18 protein-coding genes and 1 pseudogene are annotated in these 25,081 nt (G+C 58.2%); 4 read left to right on the top strand and 15 right to left on the bottom strand.

All coding sequences use genetic code 11. From position 1 onward, the window contains the following. Positions 1 to 6: 6 nt before the first annotated feature. The 5 genes from IC608_RS06595 to adh form a co-directional block, all read right to left on the bottom strand. Positions 7 to 1,233 (bottom strand): NAD(P)/FAD-dependent oxidoreductase, encoded by a 1,227-nt coding sequence (locus IC608_RS06595; RefSeq protein ID WP_191773683.1) that lies wholly within the window; start codon positions 1,231 to 1,233, stop codon positions 7 to 9. Then, positions 1,233 to 1,556: a 2Fe-2S iron-sulfur cluster-binding protein gene (locus tag IC608_RS06600; protein WP_191773685.1), complete on the bottom strand. Its 324-nt coding sequence runs from the start codon at positions 1,554 to 1,556 to the stop codon at positions 1,233 to 1,235. The genes IC608_RS06595 and IC608_RS06600 overlap by 1 nt, the downstream gene beginning before the upstream one ends. A gap of 77 nt (positions 1,557 to 1,633) precedes the next feature. Next, a complete protein-coding gene (locus IC608_RS06605; protein ID WP_210316216.1) occupies positions 1,634 to 2,656 on the bottom strand; it encodes a LacI family DNA-binding transcriptional regulator in 1,023 nt (340 codons plus the stop codon). Positions 2,657 to 3,150: 494 nt separating this feature from the next. Next, the gene (locus IC608_RS06610; RefSeq protein WP_090597856.1) at positions 3,151 to 3,549 is read right to left on the bottom strand and encodes a DUF779 domain-containing protein; all 399 of its coding nucleotides are present in this window, start codon (positions 3,547 to 3,549) and stop codon (positions 3,151 to 3,153) included. Positions 3,550 to 3,681: 132 nt separating this feature from the next. Then, the gene (gene adh / locus IC608_RS06615; protein ID WP_191773689.1) at positions 3,682 to 5,202 is read right to left on the bottom strand and encodes an aldehyde dehydrogenase; all 1,521 of its coding nucleotides are present in this window, start codon (positions 5,200 to 5,202) and stop codon (positions 3,682 to 3,684) included. Between the two features lie 204 nt (positions 5,203 to 5,406). Here adh and IC608_RS06620 point away from each other — a divergent pair, with 204 nt between their 5' ends. Next, positions 5,407 to 7,242: a sigma-54-dependent Fis family transcriptional regulator gene (locus IC608_RS06620; RefSeq protein WP_191773690.1), complete on the top strand. Its 1,836-nt coding sequence runs from the start codon at positions 5,407 to 5,409 to the stop codon at positions 7,240 to 7,242. Positions 7,243 to 7,441: 199 nt separating this feature from the next. On the opposite strand, the gene IC608_RS06625 is transcribed toward IC608_RS06620, so the two are convergent. After that, positions 7,442 to 7,756 (bottom strand): ArsR/SmtB family transcription factor, encoded by a 315-nt coding sequence (locus IC608_RS06625; RefSeq protein WP_191773691.1) that lies wholly within the window; start codon positions 7,754 to 7,756, stop codon positions 7,442 to 7,444. 933 nt (positions 7,757 to 8,689) lie between these two features. On the opposite strand from IC608_RS06625, the gene IC608_RS06630 reads away from it, so the two are divergent. The 3 genes from IC608_RS06630 (at position 8,690) to IC608_RS06640 (ending at position 14,071) form a co-directional block, all read left to right on the top strand. Beyond that, a complete protein-coding gene (locus tag IC608_RS06630) occupies positions 8,690 to 9,823 on the top strand; it encodes an AAA family ATPase (RefSeq protein ID WP_191773692.1) in 1,134 nt (377 codons plus the stop codon). Positions 9,824 to 9,868: 45 nt separating this feature from the next. Further along, positions 9,869 to 11,332, top strand: a complete 1,464-nt coding sequence (locus IC608_RS06635; protein WP_191773693.1) for a competence protein CoiA family protein — start codon at positions 9,869 to 9,871, stop codon at positions 11,330 to 11,332. Between the two features lie 627 nt (positions 11,333 to 11,959). Next, positions 11,960 to 14,071 carry an AIPR family protein gene (locus IC608_RS06640; RefSeq protein WP_191773694.1) on the top strand — a complete coding sequence of 704 codons (2,112 nt, stop codon included), beginning with the start codon at positions 11,960 to 11,962 and terminating at the stop codon, positions 14,069 to 14,071. A 9-nt stretch (positions 14,072 to 14,080) separates the two neighbouring features. Here IC608_RS06640 and IC608_RS06645 read toward each other — a convergent pair whose 3' ends face one another. The 9 genes and pseudogenes from IC608_RS06645 to IC608_RS06685 all read right to left on the bottom strand — a co-directional run. Beyond that, entirely contained in the window at positions 14,081 to 14,461 is a 381-nt protein-coding gene (locus IC608_RS06645) for an EcoRII N-terminal effector-binding domain-containing protein (RefSeq protein ID WP_248306177.1), read from the bottom strand. A 53-nt stretch (positions 14,462 to 14,514) separates the two neighbouring features. Next, a complete protein-coding gene (locus IC608_RS06650) occupies positions 14,515 to 16,095 on the bottom strand; it encodes a DEAD/DEAH box helicase (protein ID WP_210316217.1) in 1,581 nt (526 codons plus the stop codon). Positions 16,096 to 16,337: 242 nt separating this feature from the next. Beyond that, a complete protein-coding gene (locus IC608_RS06655; RefSeq protein ID WP_210316218.1) occupies positions 16,338 to 17,228 on the bottom strand; it encodes an HNH endonuclease in 891 nt (296 codons plus the stop codon). Then, positions 17,179 to 18,825 (bottom strand): ATP-binding protein, encoded by a 1,647-nt coding sequence (locus IC608_RS06660; protein WP_191773697.1) that lies wholly within the window; start codon positions 18,823 to 18,825, stop codon positions 17,179 to 17,181. Before IC608_RS06660 ends, IC608_RS06655 begins: the two co-directional genes overlap by 50 nt. 51 nt (positions 18,826 to 18,876) lie before the next feature. Next, positions 18,877 to 19,293 carry a very short patch repair endonuclease gene (locus IC608_RS06665; RefSeq protein ID WP_282567933.1) on the bottom strand — a complete coding sequence of 139 codons (417 nt, stop codon included), beginning with the start codon at positions 19,291 to 19,293 and terminating at the stop codon, positions 18,877 to 18,879. Positions 19,294 to 19,318: 25 nt separating this feature from the next. Then, positions 19,319 to 20,554 (bottom strand): DNA (cytosine-5-)-methyltransferase, encoded by a 1,236-nt coding sequence (dcm, locus tag IC608_RS06670; protein WP_282567934.1) that lies wholly within the window; start codon positions 20,552 to 20,554, stop codon positions 19,319 to 19,321. A gap of 80 nt (positions 20,555 to 20,634) precedes the next feature. Next, on the bottom strand, positions 20,635 to 22,644 hold the full coding sequence (locus IC608_RS06675; RefSeq protein WP_191773699.1) for a hypothetical protein: 2,010 nt from the start codon (positions 22,642 to 22,644) through the stop codon (positions 20,635 to 20,637). Between the two features lie 199 nt (positions 22,645 to 22,843). Next, positions 22,844 to 23,979, bottom strand: a protein-coding gene (locus tag IC608_RS06680; RefSeq protein WP_191773701.1) for an IS3 family transposase whose coding sequence is annotated in 2 segments (ribosomal slippage) — positions 22,844 to 23,727 and positions 23,727 to 23,979 — 1,137 coding nt in all. Because the reading frame shifts where the segments join, the coding sequence is not laid out codon by codon here. Positions 23,980 to 24,592: 613 nt separating this feature from the next. Then, positions 24,593 to 25,081 (bottom strand): annotated as a pseudogene (locus IC608_RS06685) (glyoxalase superfamily protein); the annotation flags it as partial.

Genomic DNA, 25,081 nt, shown 5'->3' on the forward strand with positions numbered 1-25,081 from the left:
TCCATTTCAGGCGGCTCGCTGCCGCATATGGGCTTTGGGATCAAAGCCGGGCGTCTGCACGTCCATCGGCGTCAGCGCGATCCCCTCGCCGAGAATTTTGCGCGCCGCCACGTGATCGGCCGTGGCGTTGATCGCCTCGACGCAGACCAGCCGATCGCCGGCGAAAAGGTACAGCGCAAAGCCGCTCCCATCGGCAGTGTCGCGCCGGATCGCCCGATCGTAACCCGTCCAAAGTCCCGCGATCTGCAGCTTGGCCGTATATTGATCGCTCCAGAACCAGGGCGCCTTGGCATAGGGCTCGGGACGGCCGACAATCGCTGCCGCGACGCAACGCGCCTGATCGGTTGCATTCTGCACGGATTCGATGCGCAGCCGGCGCCCGTCCGCCGCGACGAAGGCGGCGCAATCGCCTACCGCGTAAATACCGGGCGCACTGGTCTGCAGGTTCGCATCGACAACGATGCCGTTGTCGACGGCAAGTCCTGCCTCTGCCGCCAGTTCGACATTGGGGAGGACGCCGGCGGCAATCAGCACCAGATCGGCTTGGATCTCCTGCCCGTCAAGGGTGACGACGCGCTCGGCTCGACCCTTGCCCTCGATGCGGGCAATGCCGTTATCGAACAGAAAGCGCACGCCATGCGCCTCGTGCAAATCCTTAAGATAGCTTGCCATTTCCACCGAGACCGCGCGCAGCAATGGCCGTTCGGTGGTATCGATCACGGTTGTGTTCCGTCCACCAGCGGCGGCGACGGCCGCAAATTCAAGCCCAATCATTCCAGCGCCCAGCACCACCACATCACGCGCCTGGGCCAAGCGTTGCGAAAGCGCGACGGCATCGCCAAGGGCACGCAGCGTCAGCACATTGGGCCGGTCCGCCCCTGCGATCGGAATGCGGCGCGCCCGCGCACCGGTTGCAAGGACTAGTGTGTCGAAGCCGATTGTTTCGCCATCACGCAGACGCACTCGGCGCTCACCCGGCTCGATCGCGTCGACACCGCTCGAAAGGCGCAGGCCAATGCGCTTCTGCGCGTAAAAGCTCGCCGGTCGCAGCACCTGGCCTTCGGCATCGTGCGGATGCAGCAGCGACTTGGAGAGCGGGGGCCGATGGTAAGGCAGGTGCGTCTCGTCGCCTATCAGCACCACCTCGCCGGGGTAGTCGAGATCGCGCAGCGAAGCAGCGACCTGCACCCCGGCATGGCTGGCGCCCACGATGACGGTGACAGGGGTGCCCATCAGATCTGGCTTTCCGGCATGCGCACGACAAGGCCATCAAGCGCCTCGGTCACTCTGATCTGGCAGCTCAGGCGACTGTTGTCGTGCCGCTCGGACGCTGCAAGATCAAGCATGGTGTCTTCGACCTCCCCCATCTCGGGCAGCAGGGCGCTGAAGGTAGGATCGACATAGACATGGCAGGTCGCGCACATGGCCGAGCCGCCGCATTCGGCAACGATGCCTTCCACGCCATTGGCCACGGCGCCCTCCATGACGCTGTCCCCGAGCGGCACCATGATCGGCGTGCAGGTACCGGAATGATCGACATAGTTGATCTGCGGCATAGTTTCTCCCTATGCGGTCCACCGAACCGGGCGAGCGCGAAACCGCCGCCGGTTCGGAACCGCCTGTCGTTGCGGCATCAGGCGCCCGGCGCCGGGCCATGGCTCCCGCGTAGTTTCAATTCGGGCTGGATGAGATCGGTCTGGGCCGCCCGCGCCTCGCCCGACATCTGTCGCATAAGCATATGCGCAATCTTGGCAGCGCTCGATCGCACCTGCGCATCGAACGTGGTGAGCCCCGGCCTTGTATAGTCGGCGGCCACGATATTGTCGTAGCCGACCACGGACAGGTCGGTTGGAACCGTGAGCCCGAGGCCCTCGGCTTCCTCCATCACAGAAATAGCCAGTTCGTCGAACAGCGCGATGATGGCCGTGGGACGCGCCTCGGCATTTAGCATGCCGCCGATGGCCCTGGACCGCGCCTGACGGTCAAAACGCGGCGCGCTCACGATATCGAGGCGCACATCCGGGTCGCCGCGCCGCGCCACGGCCTGGGCCAAGCCTCTCTCGCGACGAAAGCGGAATGTCAGTAGTTCCGAGACAGTCAACAGGGCAAAGTGCCGGTGCCCCAGCCTATAGAGAAGCTCGAAGGCTTCGCCGAAGGCGAGTTCACCATCGGCGTCTAGCCAGGAATAGTCTGCCTGTCCGTCTAGCAGCCGTCCATGCGTGACGAAGGGAAAGCGGCGTTCCAGCAGATAGGCGACGCGTTGGTCGGCGATCTCGAGGCGCGGCACGACGACGCCGTCGGCTCGGCCCGATTCGACCACATGCTTGAGCACGGAGAGTTCGGACTGGCCCTGCTGGGCTGTAGCGAGAAGCAGATCAACGCCATGATCCACCAAGCCCTCACCAAGCCCGGTGATAAATTCGCCAAGATATGAATCGACCAGCTGCGTATCACGAATGGGCAGTATGAAGCTAACGAAGCCGCTGCGGCCGGACACGAGTTGGCGGGCCGCTGCATTGGGGACATAACCCAGCTTCTGGGCCGCTTCGGCAACCTTGGCTCGCGTTTTCTTGGCGATCTGCTCATGACCTGCAAGCGCACGGGACACAGTTGCGACAGAGATCCCGAGCTCTTCGGCCAGCTTCTTGAGCGTCAATGCACCGTCGTTACCCACCGTCGCCCCAACTTCTGCAAACGTTTTAAAAACGTGCCAGCTATTGGCCTGCTGGTCAACGCCTATTTGCAGGAGAAACGCTTAAAGAACGGCGTTCGTCGATTTGTTCGAATGCTACACGGAGACGTCTCTATCCATATCAAGAGATCGGTCTGACACGGCTGCGGCGGCAATGGAAAGATGGTAATAACTTCTTCCAGTCAGGTCCTGATTTTAAGTGAGGACAGGCATTAGATCGATAACTTAACTAAAGTCAGCGGCCTTGCGTCATCAGAGCGCGCGACTGTCATAATGAATGAATCGAGGGTCTTAAAAGGCAGCAGCAGAAATGCGCCCCATTTCGGTCATTCAACGGATTATTGCATCAACGAGAAAACGGACATGACCTGGATCGTCACCTGATGTGAGAATGCAAAATCAAAAAATCGCAATGGACCAAACTTCAGCATCAGTCACTCCGCAGAAGAGACAAGGCTTCAGGAAAAGAGTGTTGGCGTTCCTCGCCGTGCTATTGGCCCAAGGCGTGCGTACTCGTCATCGGTGAACAAGCGGGAGCGCGTGAGAAACCGCCGCTCGGTGCCATTATCGAGACTGAACATGCCGCCACGACCTGGAATCGCATCGATGATCAACTGGGTATGCTGCCAATATTCGAACTGGCTGGGTGACATGTAGAAGGGAGCGCTGCCGATATCACCCATCTTGACGTCATGGTCGCCGACGATGAATTCGCCTTCAGGATAGCACATCGGCGACGAGCCATCACAACACCCGCCGGACTGATGAAACATAACCGGCCCATGGCGGGCCGTGATGGTGGCGATGAGACTTAAGGCGGCGTCGGTGGCGACGACGCGCGGAACGAGATCAGTCATGGCGGGTTCCTTGCTCGACGGTCATTCCAGCGGGAGGTGGCCAGGGAGAGAGTGGGGTTAGGGCTCTTCCCGCCGGAATGATTTCTGGCGCGCCCGGAGCTCTCCCCGGGCGCCCGCTCAGGGAGGAGCGGCTTAGAAGAAGCCCAGCTTCTTGGGCGAGTAGCTCACCAGCATGTTCTTGGTCTGCTGGTAGTGGTCAAGCATCATGCGGTGGTTTTCGCGTCCGATGCCGCTCTGCTTGTAACCACCAAAGGCGGCATGGGCAGGATAGGCGTGATAGCAATTGGTCCATACGCGCCCCGCCTGGATGCCTCGGCCGAAGCGATAGGCCCGGTTGGCATCACGCGTCCACACGCCGGCGCCCAGGCCATAAAGCGTGTCATTGGCGATCTCGAGGGCTTCGGCATCGGTCTTGAAGGTCGTCACCGAGACCACCGGGCCAAAGATTTCCTCCTGGAAAATGCGCATCTTGTTGTTGCCAGCAAACACCGTCGGCTTGACGTAGTAACCACCCGCCAACTCGCCACCCAGATTGTTGCGCTCGCCGCCAGTCAGCACCGTGGCGCCTTCCTGCCGGCCGATATCGAGATAGGAGAGAATTTTCTCGAGTTGCTCGGACGAGGCCTGGGCCCCGATCATCGTGCTCATCTCGAAGGGAGAACCCTGCGTGATGGCTTCCACTCGCTTGATCGCCCGTTCCATGAAGCGGTCATAGACGCTTTCCTGGATCAGGGCGCGGCTCGGGCAGGTACACACCTCGCCCTGATTGAGCGCGAACATGGCAAAGCCCTCGAGCGCCTTGTCGAAGAAATCATCGTCTTCGGCCAATACGTCGGCAAAGAAGATGTTCGGCGATTTGCCACCCAGTTCCAGCGTCACCGGGATCAGGTTCTGGCTGGCATATTGCATGATCAGCCGGCCCGTCGTGGTCTCGCCGGTAAAGGCGATCTTGGCGATGCGGTTCGAGCTGGCCAGCGGCTTGCCGGCTTCAAGGCCAAAGCCGTTGACGATATTGACCACGCCGGGCGGCAGGATGTCTTCGATCAATTCCATGAGAAAGAGGATTGATGCCGGCGTCTGCTCGGCAGGCTTGAGCACCACGGCATTGCCTGCCGCTAGCGCGGGCGCCAGTTTCCAGACCGCCATCAGGATAGGGAAGTTCCACGGAATGATCTGCCCCACGACGCCGAGGGGCTCGTGGAAATGATAAGCCACCGTGTCATGGTCAAGTTCGGAAATGCCGCCCTCCTGGGCGCGGATGGCACCGGCGAAATAGCGGAAGTGGTCGATCGCCAGCGGAATATCGGCAGCAGTCGTCTCACGAATTGGCTTGCCATTGTCCCAGGTCTCGGCCAGCGCGATCTCGTCGAGATGTTCTTCCATGCGATCGGCAATCTTGTTGAGCATCACCGCGCGCTGCGCCACCGAGGTTTGGCCCCAGCCCGGCGCGGCCTTATGGGCCGCATCCAGCGCCCGCTCGACATCCGCCGCCTTGGAGCGCGCGACTTCGCAAATCACCTGCCCAGTGACTGGCGAGGTGTTCTCGAAGGTCTCGCCGTCGAGCGCGTCCACCCACTGCCCGCCGATATAATTGCCGTATTTCGCCTTGTATGGAGACTTGGTCCGCTGGCCGACGAATTCAGGTTTATTCATGGCATCCTCCCTTGTTCTTGGATGCCACCGTCATTGCAACCGGCGTGCCAGATGATATCAACCTGTTGAAGCTGTTAGGGAATTCTTGTGGCACCAAGCAGGGGTGGACGCGGTGCGAATTCGGATGCAACACTTTGCCACAACCAGACGCGATGGCCGATGCAACACCTGTTGCAAACTGCCACAACTGGTAGGGAGAGAGCCATGCAACAGGCGTCCGATGCTGCCTTGGTAGCCGCGCGCGAGCGTTTCTTTTCTGGGCACGATCTACCTGAGGGCCTGGTGCCTGCGCCCATATTGCGGTCCTGGCAGCGCTGCGCACAACAGGGCCTCGATGCCTCGGCGGTCATTCATGCCGAACCGGTCACCGCACCCGAGCTTCGCGCCTTGCATGAGCAGAACGAGACCTTACGCCTCCTCTCGCGCTCTGAACTGGTGTCGCTGCGCACCGAAGCGCGGCTTACCGACAGTGTCGTCATCCTCACCGATGCCAAGGGCCTCGTGCTCGATACCACGGGAAGCCCCGAATTCGCCGGCCGCGCCGCCGAAGTGGCGCTCCGCCCCGGCGTCACCTGGTCCGAAACTGCCACTGGCACCAATGCCATCGGCACGGCTCTCGCCGAACGTCGCGCCATCGAGGTGCATGGGGGAGAACACTTCTTCGAACCACATGGTATCCTGCATTGCGCCGCATCGCCCATTTTCGACCCTTTCGGGAAGCTCGCTGGCGTGCTCGATCTCTCCGGCCATGCCTCGGCTGAGCACACCCATGCCATGGGCCTGGTGCGCCTCGCCGTCGAGCAGATCGAACATCGCTTCTTCGCCCGCGGCTTCGATGACATGACCGTGGTGCGCTTCCACCGTACCGCTGATCTCCTGGGCACCGCCCGCGAAGGCATTCTGGTCTTTGATGGCGGGCGTTTGATCGCCGGCAATCGTCGCGCGCTCCATCTCGTCGGGCTCGACCGCAAGGCGCTGCGCCAGTCCACCGCCGAGGAAATCTTTGAAACCGCGGCGCTCGCCACACAGCGCGGCGAACTGCGCGCCCGCAATGGCGAGCGCTTCTTTGCCGCCGTGTCCGAGCCGCGCAAGTCGCCGCTGCGCGTCACCGGCACCCTGCCGCGCGTCGCCAAGTCGGGCGAGCCAGCGCCTTTTCTCACTCCCGAAACCCGCGCCGATCTCGCCAAGGCCATCCGCCTGGTCAATGCCGAAATTCCCCTGCTCATCGCTGGGGAAACCGGTGCCGGCAAGGAAGTCTTCGCCCGCTACCTGCATGGCCTCACCCAGCGCGCCGGCAAGCCCTTTGTCGCCATCAACTGTGCTGCACTGCCCGAGAGCCTGATCGAATCCGAACTCTTCGGCTACCAGCCCGGCGCCTTCACCGGCGCCCGCAAGCAGGGCGCCATTGGCCTGGTGCAACAAGCCGAGGGCGGCATTCTCTTCCTCGATGAAATCGGCGACATGCCGCTCTTGCTGCAGTCGCGCCTCCTGCGCGTCTTGCAGGACAAGGAAGTCGTGCCACTGGGCGGCGGCACCGCGCAGAAGGCTGATTTCGTGCCCGTTTGCGCCACCAATCGCGATCTCAAGGCCATGGTCGAGGCAGGCACCTTCCGCGCCGATCTCTACTACCGCATCGCCCAGTTCACCATTCGCCTGCCGGCCCTGTGTGATTTCCCCGATCGCGCCACTGTCGTCTCGAGCCTCTGGTCCCAGCTCGCGACGGGCCATCCGCCGCTGCCCGCCCCGGTGCTTGCCCGCCTCGCCGCCCAGCCATGGCCAGGCAATTTCCGCGAACTGACCGGGACGCTGCGCGCCCTATCAGCGCTGTGTGAACCAGAACAGCCCATCACTTTGGCCGATCTATCCCAGTTCACCGAACAGGTCACCGCGGCACCTCTGCTGTTCCAGAACGATTTGGGCAGTCTCACCGAAGCCGCAATGCGTCGCGCGGTGGACCAGAACAACGGCAATCTTTCCGCCGCTGCGCGCGCTCTCGGCATCGACCGCTCGACCCTCTACCGACGGCTGGTCTGGAAATAGTTGGAAGAGGCTGATTGAACAGCTGCGTTGGCTCGTGGCTTTGCCAGTATGGGCGCCGCAGTAGACCCGTAGTGGCTTTCATTTGACACTCATGAGTGACAACGCGAGGGCCAGCGAATGGCAGTTAATCCACTAGGTCGGCCCGAAAGCCGACAGGCTACAAACGGCCCCCAAGTTGACGTTCGCGCAGCACCAGGCGTTAACCGGGATTGGCGAGCAGATATTCCGTAATTTGGTTGAGCGTCGCCAGCTCAGCCTGCGCGCTGGCCCATTCAGCTAAGCTCGCAAGTGTAGCTTGACGAACATTATATCTAATGTGCTTTCCGTCTCTGGTAGGTTGGAGGACACCAGCGTCAACCAGCAACTTGATGTGGTGCGAGGTCGTGGATGCAGCTTTGCCGGACCTCAAGTCGGATAAGGACAATCCAGATGCCTCAACGACCTTTCGAAGAATTTCGAACCGTGCCGGATCACCAAGTGCCAACAGGACCTTCAACGCTTCGTCATCAGTCAATTCGAATTCCTTCGAAGCGTTAAGCGCGTAAACTAATTTGACGTTGGCCGATCTTGACCAACTGACGCGACCACTAAGTGAGTTTGGCCACTCCGAGTTTACGCTTCCTACCTACCATCTCCGCAAGGGTTTGCGCCACATTTTCGAACCACTGCGGCGTTTTGGAAGCTAGCATCGCGGCATTGACAGCGCACGCCCCGTTGACCAAACCACTTAGTCCCCGCTCCCTGCTTGTCAGTTGGGCTCTGACCCTTGGACAGTTCTTCGACAACGGCCGCTTCAACTATATCGGGATCGTCCATCCGCCCCCCGCCACTGCTTAGAAAAGGACCACCGGCACAATGGCGTGAAAGAAGCAATTTGAGATGGCCGCAGGTTCATGCAGTTAACCATGGCTCGAAATCGCGCGTGACATTCCCGAAACCAATGTCAGGGTAAGTGCCGAGTCCACTTGGGCTCATGGCACCGATAGGGCGGCCGCCAGAGTTGTTTGCACCAACTCCGACGGCCTGACCAAGTGACCATCAACCTGCCTCAACAGGAGAAGCCACATGGCTGACCGTATCTACGGCTGCGACAAGATTCGCAGCAACCCTTCTCTTCCCGATCATTGCGACCTCTGGTCGACTGGGTGGCTGGGCGCTTGTGCGATGCACAGCGTTTGGCCGGTATCGGCGCGCACTTAGCCGCACCATTCCACTGCGCAGCGATGCTGTTTGATCTCCGGCCGATCGCCTGAGGCAGTGCTGCTGCGCATCCAGGTTCCCACGATCCATGCTTCTGCGTCTTTGGACGCCACGGCCTGGCGCGTCCTGATGATGGTCAAACATGACAAAAATTGCAAAAAACGAAAAAATGCCGCGCTCTAGCTCTAAGAGCGACCGTGAGGACGCAGCTGGTGGCGGTACCGCCGACGCAGCGAAGCCCCGCTCGATGTTCAAGCCGCGTCCGCACGGCGACGATCACACCGACCCTCTCGACATCGGCCAAGACCTCGAGGATTTTGGGCAGGAGGTCCTGCACCCCTCTTCCATATCAGACCATGGTGATGACGAGGTGATCAACCCTTGGGTTTGGCATCACCCCGATGGCCTAAGCATCGAAGACGTGGACCGGCAGGATCGCGCTATTGATGCTGTCGAAATGGGCAAGCCTAGGACAGTGACTCTATCTATCGGGCCAGTGACCTATCTGCGGCTCACCGAGCCGATGACCAAGGACGATATCCGCAATAGCAGTGGTCGCGATGCCGAGCATCCGCAGAGGGCTCAGCTCAAGCTTGAGGCCGAAACGCCGGTGAAGCTGATGGGACCGGCAACCGAGCACGCCATCGATGAAGTTATCAGTGCGCTCTTTGCCCGTGCACCAGCCTTTGCTCCAGCTCTGCAGGCTCTGCGCGACAGCGCGCACCTGGCGTTGGCGCATGGCGCCAACTACTTCCACTTCCGGCCTTTGCTGGTCGTCTCGCCTCCAGGGCTAGGCAAGACATCCCTTGTCCGGTCGTTGGCTAAAGCTACTGGGCTGCCGCTGATCTATCTCGATGGCTCCACCATGATGACCACGGTGGATCTCACGGGCGGTGACTCCGTCTTCAGGTCGTCCCGGCCCAGTGCGATCTTTCAGGGGCTAAATCAGCACGGGGTCGGCAATCCCATCGCGGCGTTCGACGAGGTCGACAAGCTTGCCGACATGAGCCGCGGCGCACGGGAAAACCCGACCGAGTCCCTGCTGCCGTTTCTCGAGTCTTCGACGGCGGGACGAGTACGGGAGCACTTCCTGCAGATCGATCTCGACCTGCGCTTCCTCAACTGGATCCTGCTGGCCAATGACATCGACAAAGTGCCCAGGACTGTTCGGGACCGCTGCAGGGTCGTCCAGATCCCAGCTTTGACGCCCAAGGACCTGGCCGCAGTGGCTGAAGCCGAGGTCCGCAAGCGTCATCTTGAGCCCGAGCTCATCGCTGCACTGACCCGCGCATGCGCAAAGGGCCAGATCAAGAGCCTGCGCAAGCTCCACAAGGCGCTCGACGCCGCAGAGGCAACTCTGCGCCGCCCGCGTCTCCACTAACCGCCATTTTTCCCAAAAATCAAAAAAATCGAAGGACTTTCATCCATGACTACCCAACAGACGACCACCACGCTTCCCGCGATTGTCCAAAACGGCAGTGCCGTTGTACAGGGCATTGACTCCCCTACTGCCATCGCAGGCAATCGCAAGACCCGTCGTGCCATCAAGAAGGTCATTGACCTTCGCGGCGCCGAGCCGGTGATCATGCCCGTCGAGGCCGTGCTGGATGGCCTCACCGCAGTTGACCTCACCACCGCGCGGCGGGCCATTGCGTATGGGCGCGGCGAGGGCAACATCCTGTTCCGTTGTGAGAACTGCAACAGCCCTGTCTATCTTGCCGTCAGCCATACGGCCTCGACCGGCGATGGTCGTGGTGCTTACTTCAAGCACTATGGGGGCACGCCTGCGGAGTGCTGCTGGCGCACGCCTGACGTCATGCGTGACACGGGCGCCGGCCAGTTTGGTGGCAACCAGGAAGGTGAAGCGCATCGCCGCCTCAAGACTTGCCTTGCCGATAGCATCCGCTGCGATACAGACTTCTCCGAACCGGTCGTTGACAAGCACTTCATCCGGATCGGTGACGGGCACCGCAGGCCGGACATCTTCACCATCTATAAGGGTCAGCCGATCGCCTTGGAGCTGCAGCTCGCTCGTCTGACGTTGACGACCATCACCGAGCGCAACGCTGCATACCGGACGGCCGGGATCACCCTGGTATGGGTGACCAGCGCCCATGAGCTGGCTTCGCTGAACAACCAGAGTTTTCGCGACCTTTATCTTGCGGCTGGTGGAAGGATTCTTGCTGTCGATGCGGCTAGTTACGAGCGCTCGGAGGAAACCAGCGTCCTCCATCTGCGGGAGCTCTCGCTGGAACCCTGCATCCAGCATCCGTTCGCGATCTACAATCGCTGGCGCAGCCGCATGGTTGAACCTGACGTCATCCTGATGCCGGAAGGACAGCGTCATGCCGAGGGGCAGCGGGCCTATGCGGCAGCACTGGCTGAAAAGCTTCAGGCCAAGGCGCCCGGGCTAACGGAAACGATCGCCAGCACCGTTGCCTCGGGGGCTGATCTCAACCTCGTGGCAGCGGAATGGAGCGCCCTTGCCAAGCTGGTCGGTGCGCGCGATCTGCGGCAGTCCCTCCAGGACGAGCTGCCGCTGGTGCTGCGCTGGCTGCAGGCGGTCGAACGGCTGAACAATGCCACCGGGGGGGAGAAGGCAGTTGCCGGCAAGGTCGTTGCCGCCTGTGCTGCGGCGATCTTCGCCGCCCGCCCCGGCAAGCACTGGATCCCGCTCATCGAACATGCCGCCAATGCTGTGCCGGTAGTTGCTGCAGTGCTCGCTCCCGAGCTGCGCACCAAGATGACGAGGCTCAAGGCCTCGCCCGGCAAGCTGCATCCGTTCCATGCGTACCACCGGCACATGATCTCGGCCCTGCATCCTTGGCTTTCCTTCTGGCTTCTGGCCAAAGCCCCCAATGGCTTGGCACCGCATCAGCGCCTGCTCTAAGTTTTCACTCCAACCTTCCCACAGCAAGTGTTCTGCTTCTGGCTCATCCGAGAGCCAGAAGCAGATCGTGATGTTTACTCCGCTCAACCGAAGGGGTTTCGGGGTAAACGCCCCGAAGCGGCCGGCAAGCCGGCCTTGTCCGCGACGGAAGGGATCGGAGATCCCTTCAGAGATGCCGTTCCGGCAGCCACTTGGCAAAAGAAAGAAGACCCAAGCCAGAGGTTGACGCCGGAGTGGTCCGCCCCACACTCCCCCACCCCAGCTTCATCGAAGCTGGGGCAAGCGCCGTAGGCGCAAGCGAACAAATCCGGGGTCAAGTCGGCCTCCGGGCCCCATCCTCTAAATGTGCGCCACAGCGCTAGCGGAGCCACCTCCCTTTCTTGTCCAGCATTTGCGGGCCGGACCAAGCCAAGCGGCATTAAGAGGAAGGAAGAGGCAGACGACTTGGCCAGTACTCACTGTGAGATCGTAAGAAATTATCCAATCTTTATGACATTTGAAGTTGGATTGATGTTTATGGATCGGAGGAGATCCCACGCAGACCGAGGACAGACGGGGCCGACCATGTCATTCCAATGGACAAGCTCTCAACTGGCATCTGAGTGAAATTCGTCGAGCACAGGAACAATGGACCAGCTGACCGAATACAATGGCGATCTGCTTGCTGAACTGCGCGAAGAAAGCAGGCTATCGAATCTGCCATTGGAAGATGTCGCCTTTGAACGTCTATGCGCGACTCTGGAAACAGAAGGTGAGCTCGAAACAGCAGATCGATGTGGTTGGAGAGGGAACTCAGCGGGTAAAACCCTTAGGCTGGACGGCCATGGCGGTGACCCAAAGGAAGCCGAAGGGATCCTGAGCGTTATCGCGTGCGAGTTGTACAACGACCACGAACCTATGACCCTCAATGCCGCGGACGTAAAAAAGATCTTTGGGCATTTGGTAAACTACGTCGTTGCATCGAGAAGGCGGGACTTCCGGGATACCCTGAGCCTTGGAACACCAGAGTTCGGTACTGCGACGATGATTTCAGAGGGATGGCCATCGGTAACGAAGGTCAAGTTGATCCTCATCACGAACGGGATCTACAGTGCCCGAACGGATGCAAAACTCGCCGGAAAGATTGGCGAAATTCCTGTCACCTACAACATTTGGGACTTGGCACGTTTCCATCGAGTAGAGACCACAGGCTCCAAAGAAAAGATCGTCGTAAATTTTGAGCAGGACTTTGGTTCGTGCCTGCCAGCGTTGGCGGCATCAACAAATGACGCCGAGTTCCCATCATACTTGGCGGTCATCAACGGCAAACAGCTGGCTCAAATCTACGAAATGTGGGGCGCCAGGCTCCTCGAGTCTAACGTACGGTCCTTTATTCAAGCGAGCAGGCGGTCCGTCAACGCCGGTATTCGGGACACAATCCGCGACGATCCGGGGATGTTCTTCAGTTACAACAATGGACTCTCAGCTACCGCCGACAGCTTGGAGACCCGACAAGACGGAGAGCGGCTGGAAATCCTCTCGGCCCGCAACCTTCAGATCGTCAACGGCGGCCAAACAACTGCATCCCTGCATGCCGCTCTCCGATCAAATCCGGACACCTTGGATCGGGTCAATGTCCAGATCAAGTTGACTGTTGTACGGCCAGAGCGTTCCGAGGAGGTGGTGCCCAACATATCCAAGTTCGCCAACAGCCAGAACAAGGTCAGTGCAGCGGATTTTTTCTCCAATCATCCCTTTCATCTACGGATAGAGGGATACTCACGTCGCGTCCTTGCGCCCCCATCTTCGGGAGCCAATCGACAGACCATATGGTTCTATGAGCGAGCTCGAGGCCAGTACTTGGTGGAACGTTCAAAGCGCGGTGGATCGGACAGGCGCCGCTTTGATACGGAACAACCAAAATCGCAGCTCTTTCTCAAGACCGATCTTGCAAAAGTCGAGTTCTCTTTTCGGCAGCGGCCGGACATAGTCAGCAAAGGCGCGCAGAAAAATTTTGCTGCGTTTGCTGCAGAAATTGGCTCTTCCTGGTCAACGACCGAAACGCGCTATGACGAGACGTGGTACAAGCGGCTAATAGCAAAGCTGATCATATTTCGGAGCTTGGAGAAGGCCGTCCCTAGGCAGGACTGGTATCCTGGCGGCTATAGAGCGAACATAGTGGCATATGGAATCTCCAAGTTGGTCCATGACGCTGAAAAGATGGATAAAGTTCTCAACCTTGACACGGTTTGGTCAAATCAGAATGTGCCAGAAGGCATGCTTCAATGCCTTCTGATTGCCTGTGAGAGAGCGACTAAGGTCATTGTCACGCCCGAGAGCGGAATCCGGAACATCACGGAGTGGGCGAAGAAGCAGGCCTGCTGGGGCAGCCTGATGCGGTCCGAGGTCACTTATGGGACCGCTTTGATCGATCAGTTGATCGATCTGGAGGAAGCAAGGGCTGCACAACGCGAGGGAAAGCGCGAAGAGTCCATGATTTCAGGGATCGAAGCGCAAACAAAGGTCATTGAGCTGGGCGCCGATTTCTGGGGACGCCTCCGTCTTTGGACAGCACCCAATCGCACCTTCTCGATGAAGGATGATGGAATCCTAAAGGCGTGCAGTCAACTCGGTCGTCGGCTCCCTTCAGAACGTCAATGTGTTCTCGCCATAACAATTCTCGATCGTGCGCGGGCCGAGGGGTATGTTGATGACCACGAGACACCACGGATTCGTATCTCGGGGTCAAGAAGCCACTGATCGTGGAGATTAGTGCATCCTTGCCCAACCTGAGGTCAGTTTGATGCGTACTGGACCCTCCGTATCGACGGAGATCGCGTTTTCAAGGTGATCGTTGATTACCCGAATTTGGTACGTAGACGATCCTTCTTCTCGGGAGATTTCAAACAGTTCGCCTTCCTTAGCGCCGGCATCGCGAAGGAATCCTGTCAGATGAGTAATGCGGTACTCATTCCGCGTACCGCCGGGAGTGTGATGACGGTTGTTGTAGTAGACAAATCGTAACCTCAATTCCGTACCATCAGGGGCTACGCAATCTATCCAGGCCGAAGGATTCAGCTGCTTAGGATCCAGTTGCGGAAGAAACGCCAGAAGCTCGCCATCTGACTTGGGAACCAGAATGCCTGCCATATGGGCTCCGGTACTACCCACATCGTTGGCGCTCAAGGATTTGATAAATCTCTTCACTTTGTTGGCCTCGTAGGCGAAATTTGGAGGGCACGGCGCAAGTCATCTTCATCGCGGGATGAAACTGGCACGGTCTCGTTGGCCAAGTCCGATTTCCAAGCGGACCGGTCTATCATGACCTCCTCCACAGTATCCTTATAGAACAGACGGTAAACCGAGACAGGCTCGGTCTGACCACGGCGGTGCGCTCGTGCGCTGGCTTGCGCCTCTACTGCGGGGTTCCACACTGGCGTGAAGTGTATAACCACCGTCGCAGCGGTGATATTGAGACCGGCCCCGGCCGCTTTCGGGTTCAAAATTAAACACGCTGGACCATCGTGGGTGGAGAAATCATCCACGATCGGCTGCCTATCCAAGGATGGAGTTGAACCGTTGATGGCCCCCCACCAAGTTCCAGCGAGCCCATCGCTCGCCTTTTTCACCAAATCGCCGACCCGATTGAACAGCGAAAATACAAGAACTTTTCGTTGGTTCATGAATGCTTCGCGCAGAAGCTGGGTGAGCCGTTCGAGCTTGGGAGTGATCAGCGGAATTCCTTCCTGATCTACCAAGGCGGCATCATCCCAAGCCCCACCGTCTACTTTCGGAGCTCTGAGCCAAGGGTGAGCACAAAACAGCTGTAACTGAAGAGTGGCTACAAGCGCACCTGCAACAGGGTATTTTGCCAGCGTCGACTCCCGAACGGCGTCATACTGCTGGGCGAGGCCGTCTTCGAGCTCAAGTGGGACGTCTATATCAATACGCTCAGGCAGATCCGCTGCCACATCCATGACGCGTCTCTTGAGAATGATTGGATCTGTCAGTCGACCCAGCGACTGCGCGGCCTCCACGGTGTCAGGGAATTCGACTTCGAACACTGTCCTATCGCCGAGCATTCCAGGAATCGCAAAATCAACCAGTGACCAAAGGTCAAGGAGGCTGTTCTCCACCGGCGTGCCGGTCATGGGGATGGTCTTGCGGCGCGGAATCGTCGCAACAGCCATTCGGCGATTTGAATGGGGGTTCTTGATGGCTTGCGCTTCGTCGCAAATCACCCATGACCATTCGAGAGAAGATATCAGGCCGATGTCGTTCACCATCGTGTCGTAGGTGGTGATAATGACTTGCGCGACTTGGAGGTCTCGGTAAATTCCTGCTCTGTGGCTACCCCGGTGAACCATGATGCTCAGGGACGGAGCAAAACGTTGAATCTCGCGCACCCAGTTTGCGATCAGGCTAGTAGGACAAACGATCAATGCAGGTGCGTCCTTTATGGGCGGCTCCATCATCAGCAAAGCTATGATCTGGAGCGTCTTCCCAAGTCCCATCTCGTCTGCAAGGATTAGCCCTCCCGTACGATTTAAGGTTTCCCACATCCACTGCACACCGCGCGCCTGATATGGAAAAAGGTCCGCCTGTAGCCCGTCGACGGCAATGTTGGGCGGAAGTTGGTCTGCGGCCACACGACCGGCATGCAGCAACTCTGGAGAAGCTTCGACCGGCAAATCATCGGGAGCCTCGCGAACAAGACTTATTGCAGCAGAGTAAGACAGATCCTCTGGATCCAAACCCCTGAGCAGGCCCGCGACCAGATCCACGACATCTCGAGGCAGAGGACGAATGATCGTGCCGTCCGCAACCCACGAATGCATTAGGGACGGGGCAATCAGTTGATGCGCCTCGCCCCGGACGACTCTACGCCCGGCCAATTGAGCGACTATCCGGTTCTGGGATCTGGACAATACAAGAATGGGGTCAAGCACCCGTTCCGAGACCTCCATGCCATCTGGTGGGTCCCTAATCAAAGCAGCAAAATCGCGAGGAAGTTGGCCCAAGTCCGTCACAGCGGTCCATGCTCATTTTGGGCAGCTTCCATGAAAGTCCGCACGTCGTCGAGATCGAGAGGAACGGGTCTCCGGGTATGTACTGCGCGATGACAGTTCGGACAGAGCGGGGCAAGATCCTTGCCCGGGTCATATGGCCGTGGCACGGCCAACAGCGACAACGCTTCCAGATGGTGCACTTCCAGAATATCGCCAGCGTCTCCGTATAACTTCCGGGGCTCCATGCCGCAGCAGAGGCACCGCTCCCCGTGCAAACGGATGCACAAGAGGCGGTTGCGAGGATTTCTCTCCCTGCGCCGAACGGTTGCAAGCAGAATTGCGCCTTCTTCTGAGCTAGAGGCTCCCTCGTCCTCCTCAACGAGGTCGTAGCCGATGAGCTCGGCCATGGCAGCCATCAAGGGAACCACCACATCTCGGCTGACGCGAGCAACCGCCTCATCAGAAGACTCAGTGGTCTTTCTCAAGGTCGCCGTGAGCCGGAAGCTGCCCGAGTGCACTCGCCATTGGCCGCGCTCCTGACCAAACAGGTCGAGCTCAACGTCTGGAGCAAGTGAATCCACCAGAGCCTGAGCAAGCTGCACGTCCTCTTCACCGGCGCGCTGTATCTGGCGTACGATCTCCCCCGCAAAGGTGCCAAAACCAAGAGTTGCACGATAGCCCTTGAGTCCGTGCGGCTTCAGTTCCACAAACGGACCACGACGCTCATCCAGGTCTGCAAACCAGATTCGCAGGGCTGTGCGCATGCCTCGCTGATCCACGGACATGCCGATCAGAGCACCGGTACCTGCCTCAATCTCCTTTCGAACGATATCCTGCCAAGCTGCTATCACGCCGACCTCACAAGTCTTCTTCGTCGGCCAACTCGGCAGGCTCTGGATCCGGAACATTGCGCAGGAGTTTGCGGAGGTTGGCCGAGATCTCCTCACGTATGTCCTCGAAGACCGGCTCGAGTTCAGGGTCTGTATTGTTCTGCTCGGCCATTGCAAAGGCATAGAGAAGCAGGTCCATACCCTCCACGGCATAGCCGTTGGCAGCTGCCCGCTGATATATCTTCTGATAGAAGTCGTGGTGCTTGTTCAGTAGAACACCAGGCACATGCTCGGCACTGCCCGTACTGCGGTATGCGAATTCCCAGAGGTGGCCGTTCGTTATGCTGGTCACAGCCTCCACGTGGATGCTGTCCGCACTAACGTAGTTTTGGACAGGCGCCTTGATGCGGATTTTTTGGCCGCGATTATTGTTGATTTCAGCTGTCTGCGAGTTCACATCGGCGCCGGTCACGTGTGGCTTTGCCGTATTGCTGGTTGCCGCGATATTTTTGTTCGCGCTGCTGTGGTCGACCGTTCCATCCTTATTTGCCTGTTCACGGCTCTGGCGGCGATAGCGCTGTCCCGCTTCGCGATAGACCGGCTGAAGCAGTTTTCTCAGGCCGTCCTCCAGATCCGGATGGAACAGGATACGTGATTTTTTTACGTCGATCCGAAACGCCTCGTCCAACTCATGGCCGAAGTCGAACTCGATACGAAGAAGCGACGTATGTGGCTCCGGGGCGCCAAACACCTCCATCCAACCTCCGTCCTGAATTAGCCGCCCTTCGCGATACACGTAAAATCCTTGCGCTCTGTTTGAGATGCGCGCGTATTCCGCCTCTTCTTCCTTTGTCATGTCACGACGGTGAGGCAGTATCCACGCTTTCATCTGCGCTTCCTCCTCAGTCCCATCGAATAGCTCTACCAAGACTGTTTGCTTGTTCGGAGCGAGCACCTGCTCAGACTTCTCGGGATAGAAAGGGTTCCAAGGTTTGACGGGAGAACCATTGACGTTGATTACGACAGTCCTCTCCCGGCCGTCGTTGGCATCAAGAAAACGATGGAAGACAAGCGCGATGTGCTTGCTCAGTGCCTCCGCCAAGCGTTTGACGGCAGCTTGTTCCTTTGCTCCTGGCGTGTATTCTTTTGACAGCAGGCGGTCACAGTTTTCCCAGACGACCAACGTCCCTGATACACCACAAAGCTCGTCGAAAAGTTCGTTCTGGTCCCGCGAGACCGGCTCCGCCAGCATCTCCCACGCATTCTGGCGCTCAACGTGATCCAAGTCCCAAGTCAATTTTGAAATTGGCTCATCGGCTGCCTTCCTGGACAACACGCTGTAACGCTTGCAGACAGAACTTGAAGCGGTCTTCAGGCCGAGGCCAAATTTCCCTAGGCTCTTAGCGTCCCTTCTCCGATCCGCACCGTAACGCATAGCGTTACGGACCTCGGTTGCATTCATGCCGTGTCCATCGTCGCCAAAGTGCACGAGTTTCCGTCCATCATGAAGCAGTTCGATAGTGATGTTTACGGTGTTTGCGCCGGCAGCAATTGAATTGTCTATAATATCCGCGGCGGCCGTACGAACGTTATAGCCCGTGTCCCGTAATCCGTAGATCAGCCTTGCTGCATTCGGGTCGTTGATCATGTCTTGGTCAGTGATCAGCTTTGTCATTGGCGCCCCCTATGACCTCGATATACGAGTCGTTTAAAAAAATTCGAATGACTATACCAACGGTCGAGGAATTTCTTCCTCTTCCGTTGTTCCAGCAATCCAGCCCATGATCTTATCAATCAGGTTTGTCGGAGGTGATTTTCTCGTCTCACATTCCCAGACGATAAGTACGCGCCAGCCTAGCTTTCTGAGCTCCACGATCGCTTCGCGATCCCGTTCCACGTTCCGGTCGATCTTGTGGTGCCAGAACTCCGTGTTGGTCTTCGGAAGCCTGAAATTTGCGCATCCATCATGGCGATGCCAGAAACATCCGTGCACAAATATCACGGCCCGATATTTCGGCAGAACGAGATCCGGCCGTCCTGGCAGGTCACCGCGGTGAAGTCTGAAGCGGATGCCGGCCGCGTGAAGTCCGCGTCGAACCACAAGTTCAGGCTTCGTGTCCTTCGGACCGATCCTAGACATCATCTCTGACCGGCTGAAGGCCTGCCTCTCAGGCAACCCTGTGCGCCCCGGCCAAAAGCGAGACCTTATTGGTAATCCATGGGGCCATGGCTTCAGCGATCGAGATTGCCACAGGCGCGGCGACGGCGTTGCCGAATTGCCGGTAGGCTTGGGTGTCCGAGACAGGGATCGTCCAAGGTCGATTTGAGCCAAGCCTGTCAAAACCCATCAGCCTAGCGCATTCCCTTGGTGTCAGCCGTCTCGGAATGCCGCCAGGTTGAGCAATGAGGATTTCCGATCCGTCCTTGTAATATCGGGCTGACAAAGTCCTTGCCACGCCGTCGGGGCCAAAAAGCCCGAAACCAAACCCATTACCGGCAGCCTTGTGCTTCGCGGCATAGTTCTGGAGGTATTCCCACAGTCTTGGCGTAAGGGTGTAGCGTGATGACACCTTGCCCTTGGCGCCTTCGGTAAAGGGTGGCTCCGGCCTCTCGCTGCCATCTTCCGGGTGAAGAATTGACGACAACCGAGGGGATGCATCCGGGATACGAATGTCGTTCAAAGTGAAGCTGGTAGGCAGATCGCGACGGAAACCGGCGATGAATATCCGTTCTCGATGTTGCGGCACCCAAGCGCGGGCATCTATCACCCGATGGTCAACCGCATACCCCAGCTCGTCCAAAGCGTGGAGAATGACGCGCATCGTGTTCCCCTTGTCGTGCGACAAAAGGTTTTTCACATTTTCGAGTAAAAATGCCTTCGGTCGGTGATGACTAAGGATTCTTACCACATCAAAGAACAATGTACCCTGAGTTTCATCAAGGAAGCCATGAGAGCGCCCCAGGGAATTCTTCTTTGAAACCCCGGCTATACTGAATGGCTGGCATGGAAAACCTGCCAACAGGACGTCATGAGCAGGGATGTCTGTCGCAGATATTTTGGTGATGTCACCATCTATTGGATGATCATCTTCAAAATTCGCGCGGTAGGTCTCCCGGGAGAACTTGTTCCACTCACTGGTGAAAACACAACGGCCCCCGATTGCCTCGAAGCCCAAACGGAGCCCACCAATGCCCGCGAAAAGGTCGATAAAGGTGAATGCTCCCCTTTGGCTCAAATCTCTCTCCATGGACGGTGCTTTCTGGGGGGAACAAATTGACGGAGAAGCAATTCCAACAAGATGAATTACACGGCGAAGAAAGTCGAGATCGGCTGACCCCGGAGCGGAGGTTTCGAACTGATATTGAATACTCAGCTCAAAAGAGTCGCCTTTGTCGACTGCCAAGGTCGTCCGCAACTCCAAGCCCTCCCGCTTGTGGGCGCACTCATTGCCCATGGCTCAATGTAGTTAGCTTTCCCACTCGCTTAGACGAGTCTCTGCATACGCAGATAATGGTACTCTTTGAGTACGCTACCGGTTGCGAAGGTTGCGGGTTTTCGGATCACGTCCGCTAAAGAGGAAACAGTTGAGTGGTCGATCAATATCGTTGCTAGTTGCCCCAGAGACAGGGAAGCTGTCGAAAGCGAGCGCACCCAGATCCAGTCGTTGACATCTCCACCCAACCCTGTGTCCCGCGAAAGATGCTGGCCAACCTGCTGCAATATTGCGTTAGAATTGTTGACGCGCTTCTGCGCCGACTTGTTGGGCGCACCAATGACGCTCAACTTGCTATTCGCCAGCGTTGCGCTCAACTGACTGAACACAAACCGATCTTGGAGCGTGCCGAAGTCGAAAAGTGTGGTCGACAGGCGGACAATTTTGCGCCTCAGATGTTCCAGCACTTTGCCATTTTCGAAGGTGATCCGGCCATGCGCCTCAAGGAGACTTTGATGCTGCAGCGCCTGAGATTGAGATGACGCTATTCCCTCAATATAGGCAAAGACGGCATCCATGGCCGCTCCTGCCATGGCGCCCCGTGGCATAGCTTTGGCTTTGCACTCAATAAAAATGATGGTTTCGTCATCTTCCAGTACCAAATCGCATTCGCCGGCTTGGCCATGAACGAGGTACTTCGCTGCGACGATGGTCGGCACTATGCCGCGAAACTCTAAAACAGCGCGGGTGGCGTTTTCCAGGCCCTCGCCTGAAAGCTTAGCCATTTCATCTTTGGAAAAGGTATTGCGCGCAGCGGCAGCAACCACCTCATAGATAGCCGGGCCCACAGTGGCCATTGATGGGACCGTGTATTTGCCAGGTAGTAGACTCGAGACAAATGGCCTGAACATCAGGTCGTGACGCCCGGCGGAGAATGGGTCGGTATAGTCGGCATTAGGCGCCGGCAATTCATGTGTCAGATCGCGAAGAAGATTCGTAACAGTCTTAGGTGGGAGCCGGCGCTCAAAAAGTGCTGCGGAAATGATCCTAGGACTCGTTGTTTGGCCTGCCACCAGCAACTCGGCAGCGATTGCAACGTCCTCGACACCCCAACCATAGGCACTGCGCAGGGCTTCATCACGGGCGGTTCCGAAGAAACTCCGCAGTATAATCGGCGTTAGGTAGGGAGACCATTGCTGAAGGGAGAAGAGATGGTCATGCAACACTGCATCGGCCAGCCACGCATCGGTTGGCGCGGCCTGCGCAGCTATGGCCCAGAATTGGCCATAGGTTTCGATGTCGATCAAGGCAATCAGGTCTCGGGAAAGCTCAAAAGCATCCTTACGGTCTCGTTCGGGATTTTTGGAGCCCGAAGGCAGTACCGCAGTCCGTGCAGCCAACTGCCATAGGAACCCGAAGGGAATACCAGCGTCCCTAGGCTCATTGCTTGGGTTTCGACCAAACAGAACTTGGTCAAACTCATAGCCTTGTTGACTTCTTGCAACCTGTTCGATGAATTGGAAAATATCAAATTGCCCGAGCTTGTTAAACAAGCGCATTATTTCAGCGGTGGCGGTTTGAAAACCGGGGGAGGTCCTGTCTATCTTGCCCACAGCGAGGTTGAAGGCGTGCCCCTTACTCACCAGGCGTTTCAAAGCCAATTCAACATTTCTAAGTCGGTCGTTTCGGGTTTCATGGGGCCATAGTTCCTGCAGTCGAGTCGCGATTGCCAGACCACGAATCCAGCCAGCGCCGCCGGGTGGCAGGATCTCAGTATCAACCGAAAGATGCCTCACGACTACGCCCAAGAGCTTGGCCAAATCAACCTCGTCTTGGCCAGAAAGGGCCGCCTCAAGTACGACACTTGATATCAGCTGCCGAAGGTTCTTGACGGTGAAACCACTTCCGACACATTCGAGTGTGGAAGATAGAAGTTCATCTAGCTGGGCTCGCTCACTGGAAAGAGAAGTCGCATTCTCCGGGAGTTCGACTGCACCGCACGCCTTCCAAGCATCTTGCATTGCGCGCAATGAAGCCGAGAAACTTAGTTGTTCTTGCATGGGTAACAACCTAAACTCAGAATACTATAAAACGGGAGACATGGTAACTGCGCTGGTGCAAGCGCGCCATAGCAATAGGTCTTGGTAGAAAAATTACTGAACGCCGTCAGTTGCACGGACCTGAAGGCAAGACTTGACTGAGGTGGTCCCGCCTGGTGAGACAGTTCGGCGGTTTGGCTAAGGTGGATCAGGTTGGTTTCTACGCCGCCAATTGCTCCGTCATTTCCGCCGCAGCATAGACCTCGTCGGGTGTCCTGCCGCGGAAGGTCGAATGGGGGCGTCGCTCGTTGTAGTAGTCGATCCAGGAGCCGATGCCCAGCCGGGCCTCGCTGCCTGTCTCGAAGGCGTTGAGGAAGACGCACTCGTATTTGAGACTGCGCCATAGCCGCTCGATGAAGACGTTGTCCATCCAGCGTCCGCGACCGTCCATGGAGATGCGGATGCCGGCATCCTTCAATGTCGCGGTGAAGGCGAAGCTGGTGAACTGCGAGCCCTGATCAGTGTTGAAGATGTCGGGCTTGCCGTGCCGGGCGATTGCCTCTTCCAGAGCAGCGACGCAGAAGTCGACATCCATCGTGTTCGACAGCCGCCAGGCCAGAACCCTGCGGCTGAACCAGTCCATGATGGCGACGAGGTAGAGGAAGCCGCGCCGCATCGGAATGTAGGTCACGTCGGCACACCAGACCTGATCAGGCCGCTCGATCGCCAGATGCCGCAGGAGGTAGGGATAGATGCGATGCTGGGGATGCGGCTCCCTGGTCTTCGGTGCCTGGTAGATCGGCGAAAGGCCTATTTTGCGCATCAGCCGCCGGACCCGCTTGCGGCCCACACACCAGCCCTGACGGCACAGGTGCCGCGCCATCTGCCGAGACCCATACCAGGGCATTTCCATGAAGGCCTCATCGATGAGGCGCATCAGTTCGAGGTTCTCGGGCGTCTCTCCCGCCGGTTGCCGATAGAACGAGGCCCGCGAGATCGAGACTAGTTCGCATTGGCGGCGGATCGAGAGCCGGTTGTGATCGGGATCAATCATCATTCTCCTCCGATCCAGGCTCAGCGATCGAAGGCTTTGGCCAAAAAATCTCGCTCGACGACGAGCTGCCCGATCTTGGCGTGCAGCTTCGTCACCTCCGCCTCCCGGCCGACCTGTGCATCCGTTGCCTTCTCTTCGAAAGCCTTGGCCAGGTTCTCGATTGCCTGCCGTTTCCACTGCGTGATCTGGTTGGGGTGAAGCTGGTGCTTCGTCGCCAGTTCAGAAATCGTCCGCTCGCCGCGGATCGCCTCAAGCGCCACCTTGGCCTTGAACTCGGCCGTAAACCGTCTGCGTGTCTTCATGCTGGATCGTCCCTTTCGTCGGAAGATCCACCTTATGCCCCTGTCTCGGAATCCGGGACCACCTCAGACGTCGAAAGCATAAGGATTTGTCGAACGTAGGGTTACTGAGCCATGTACGCATTCACGCCACCGCAAGGGCCGAAGCGGTCCGTCGTGAAAGATGCTGCCGCCACGCCGGAGTTCAACGACATGACCGTTCCGGCAGGGATGTGCACGCCACGCTTATCTCGGCGCTGAACTTACTTTCGATAAGATCGGTGCGTCGAAAAACACCTGAAATGAAACGAATGGCCGGCGCAGAGCGCGGGCTTGTATCAAAGTAATTTTCAACAACACCGCCCAACGCTGCAGAAGATGGCTGGCCCAGTTGATCGCAGGACCTAACAACGGTGCCAATGAGGAGCCGGCGCAATGCGCCCCATTTCAGACTTCCAGCCAGCCTTTCAGACTTCCCAAAAGCTGACGGTCCGCTCAGGCCGAGGCAGTGTCCAAATGGGGGTGGGTTCCTGACTGTCGGCTTCTGGCGACCGTCCCGCCGAAGCAGACGTTACACACTAGCCCCACAAGCGGGCATGTGAGTGAAGCGGCGGATTTGGTTCCGCCGCTTGGGCTGCTAGTTCGCAGCTCCTTGTCCGAAATCAAGGTTTGTCGGGCGAGGAAGAACAAGTCCCTTGCCGCTGCTGGTTGGAACGCTGCCATCGACTTTGTTTAGGCTGAACTTGCGAGACCAGCATTTGCCGGTCCCTTTGAGGAAGAAGCCATAGTGGAGGCTCAAGGCTTCCTCGGGAATGTCAAAAACAACTGATCGCTCGTTCCAACCCTGCGTTCCGACCAATGGCCCATCGGGTCGCCGCAGTTCGAGATTGTCGAACAGGAGCGTTCCCTTGGCACCATCGACCCGGAACCAGATGGTCGCGCCAGTGCCAGCATCCTCCGTGCGCAACTCGCCAGCGAGCCGCATCCGCTTGCCTTTGAACGCTTCGGCGTCCACGCTTTGCATGACCGTGCAGAAGTCGTCGCCTCGGACGTCGTGCAGCATTTCGGGCCTGGCTGCGATCACAACAGTTGAACCGTTCTCATGATCGACGCGCGTATCGTAGAG

Origin of the sequence: Devosia oryzisoli, from assembly GCF_014837245.1 — a bacterium.
GTDB classification, from domain to species: domain Bacteria; phylum Pseudomonadota; class Alphaproteobacteria; order Rhizobiales; family Devosiaceae; genus Devosia; species Devosia oryzisoli.

What these genes read in the sequence shown, in the direction of transcription:
- IC608_RS06595 (WP_191773683.1), bottom strand. Translation starts at nt 1,233, where the DNA reads ATGGGCACCCCTGTCACCGTCATCGTGGGCGCCAGCCATGCCGGGGTG.
- IC608_RS06600 (WP_191773685.1), bottom strand. Translation starts at nt 1,556, where the DNA reads ATGCCGCAGATCAACTATGTCGATCATTCCGGTACCTGCACGCCGATC.
- IC608_RS06610 (WP_090597856.1), bottom strand. Translation starts at nt 3,549, where the DNA reads ATGACTGATCTCGTTCCGCGCGTCGTCGCCACCGACGCCGCCTTAAGT.
- adh (WP_191773689.1), bottom strand. Translation starts at nt 5,202, where the DNA reads ATGAATAAACCTGAATTCGTCGGCCAGCGGACCAAGTCTCCATACAAG.
- IC608_RS06620 (WP_191773690.1), top strand. Translation starts at nt 5,407, where the DNA reads ATGCAACAGGCGTCCGATGCTGCCTTGGTAGCCGCGCGCGAGCGTTTC.
- IC608_RS06630 (WP_191773692.1), top strand. Translation starts at nt 8,690, where the DNA reads ATGTTCAAGCCGCGTCCGCACGGCGACGATCACACCGACCCTCTCGAC.
- IC608_RS06635 (WP_191773693.1), top strand. Translation starts at nt 9,869, where the DNA reads ATGACTACCCAACAGACGACCACCACGCTTCCCGCGATTGTCCAAAAC.
- IC608_RS06640 (WP_191773694.1), top strand. Translation starts at nt 11,960, where the DNA reads ATGGACCAGCTGACCGAATACAATGGCGATCTGCTTGCTGAACTGCGC.
- IC608_RS06645 (WP_248306177.1), bottom strand. Translation starts at nt 14,461, where the DNA reads ATGGCAGGCATTCTGGTTCCCAAGTCAGATGGCGAGCTTCTGGCGTTT.
- IC608_RS06655 (WP_210316218.1), bottom strand. Translation starts at nt 17,228, where the DNA reads ATGTTCCGGATCCAGAGCCTGCCGAGTTGGCCGACGAAGAAGACTTGT.
- IC608_RS06660 (WP_191773697.1), bottom strand. Translation starts at nt 18,825, where the DNA reads ATGACAAAGCTGATCACTGACCAAGACATGATCAACGACCCGAATGCA.
- IC608_RS06665 (WP_282567933.1), bottom strand. Translation starts at nt 19,293, where the DNA reads ATGATGTCTAGGATCGGTCCGAAGGACACGAAGCCTGAACTTGTGGTT.
- IC608_RS06675 (WP_191773699.1), bottom strand. Translation starts at nt 22,644, where the DNA reads ATGCAAGAACAACTAAGTTTCTCGGCTTCATTGCGCGCAATGCAAGAT.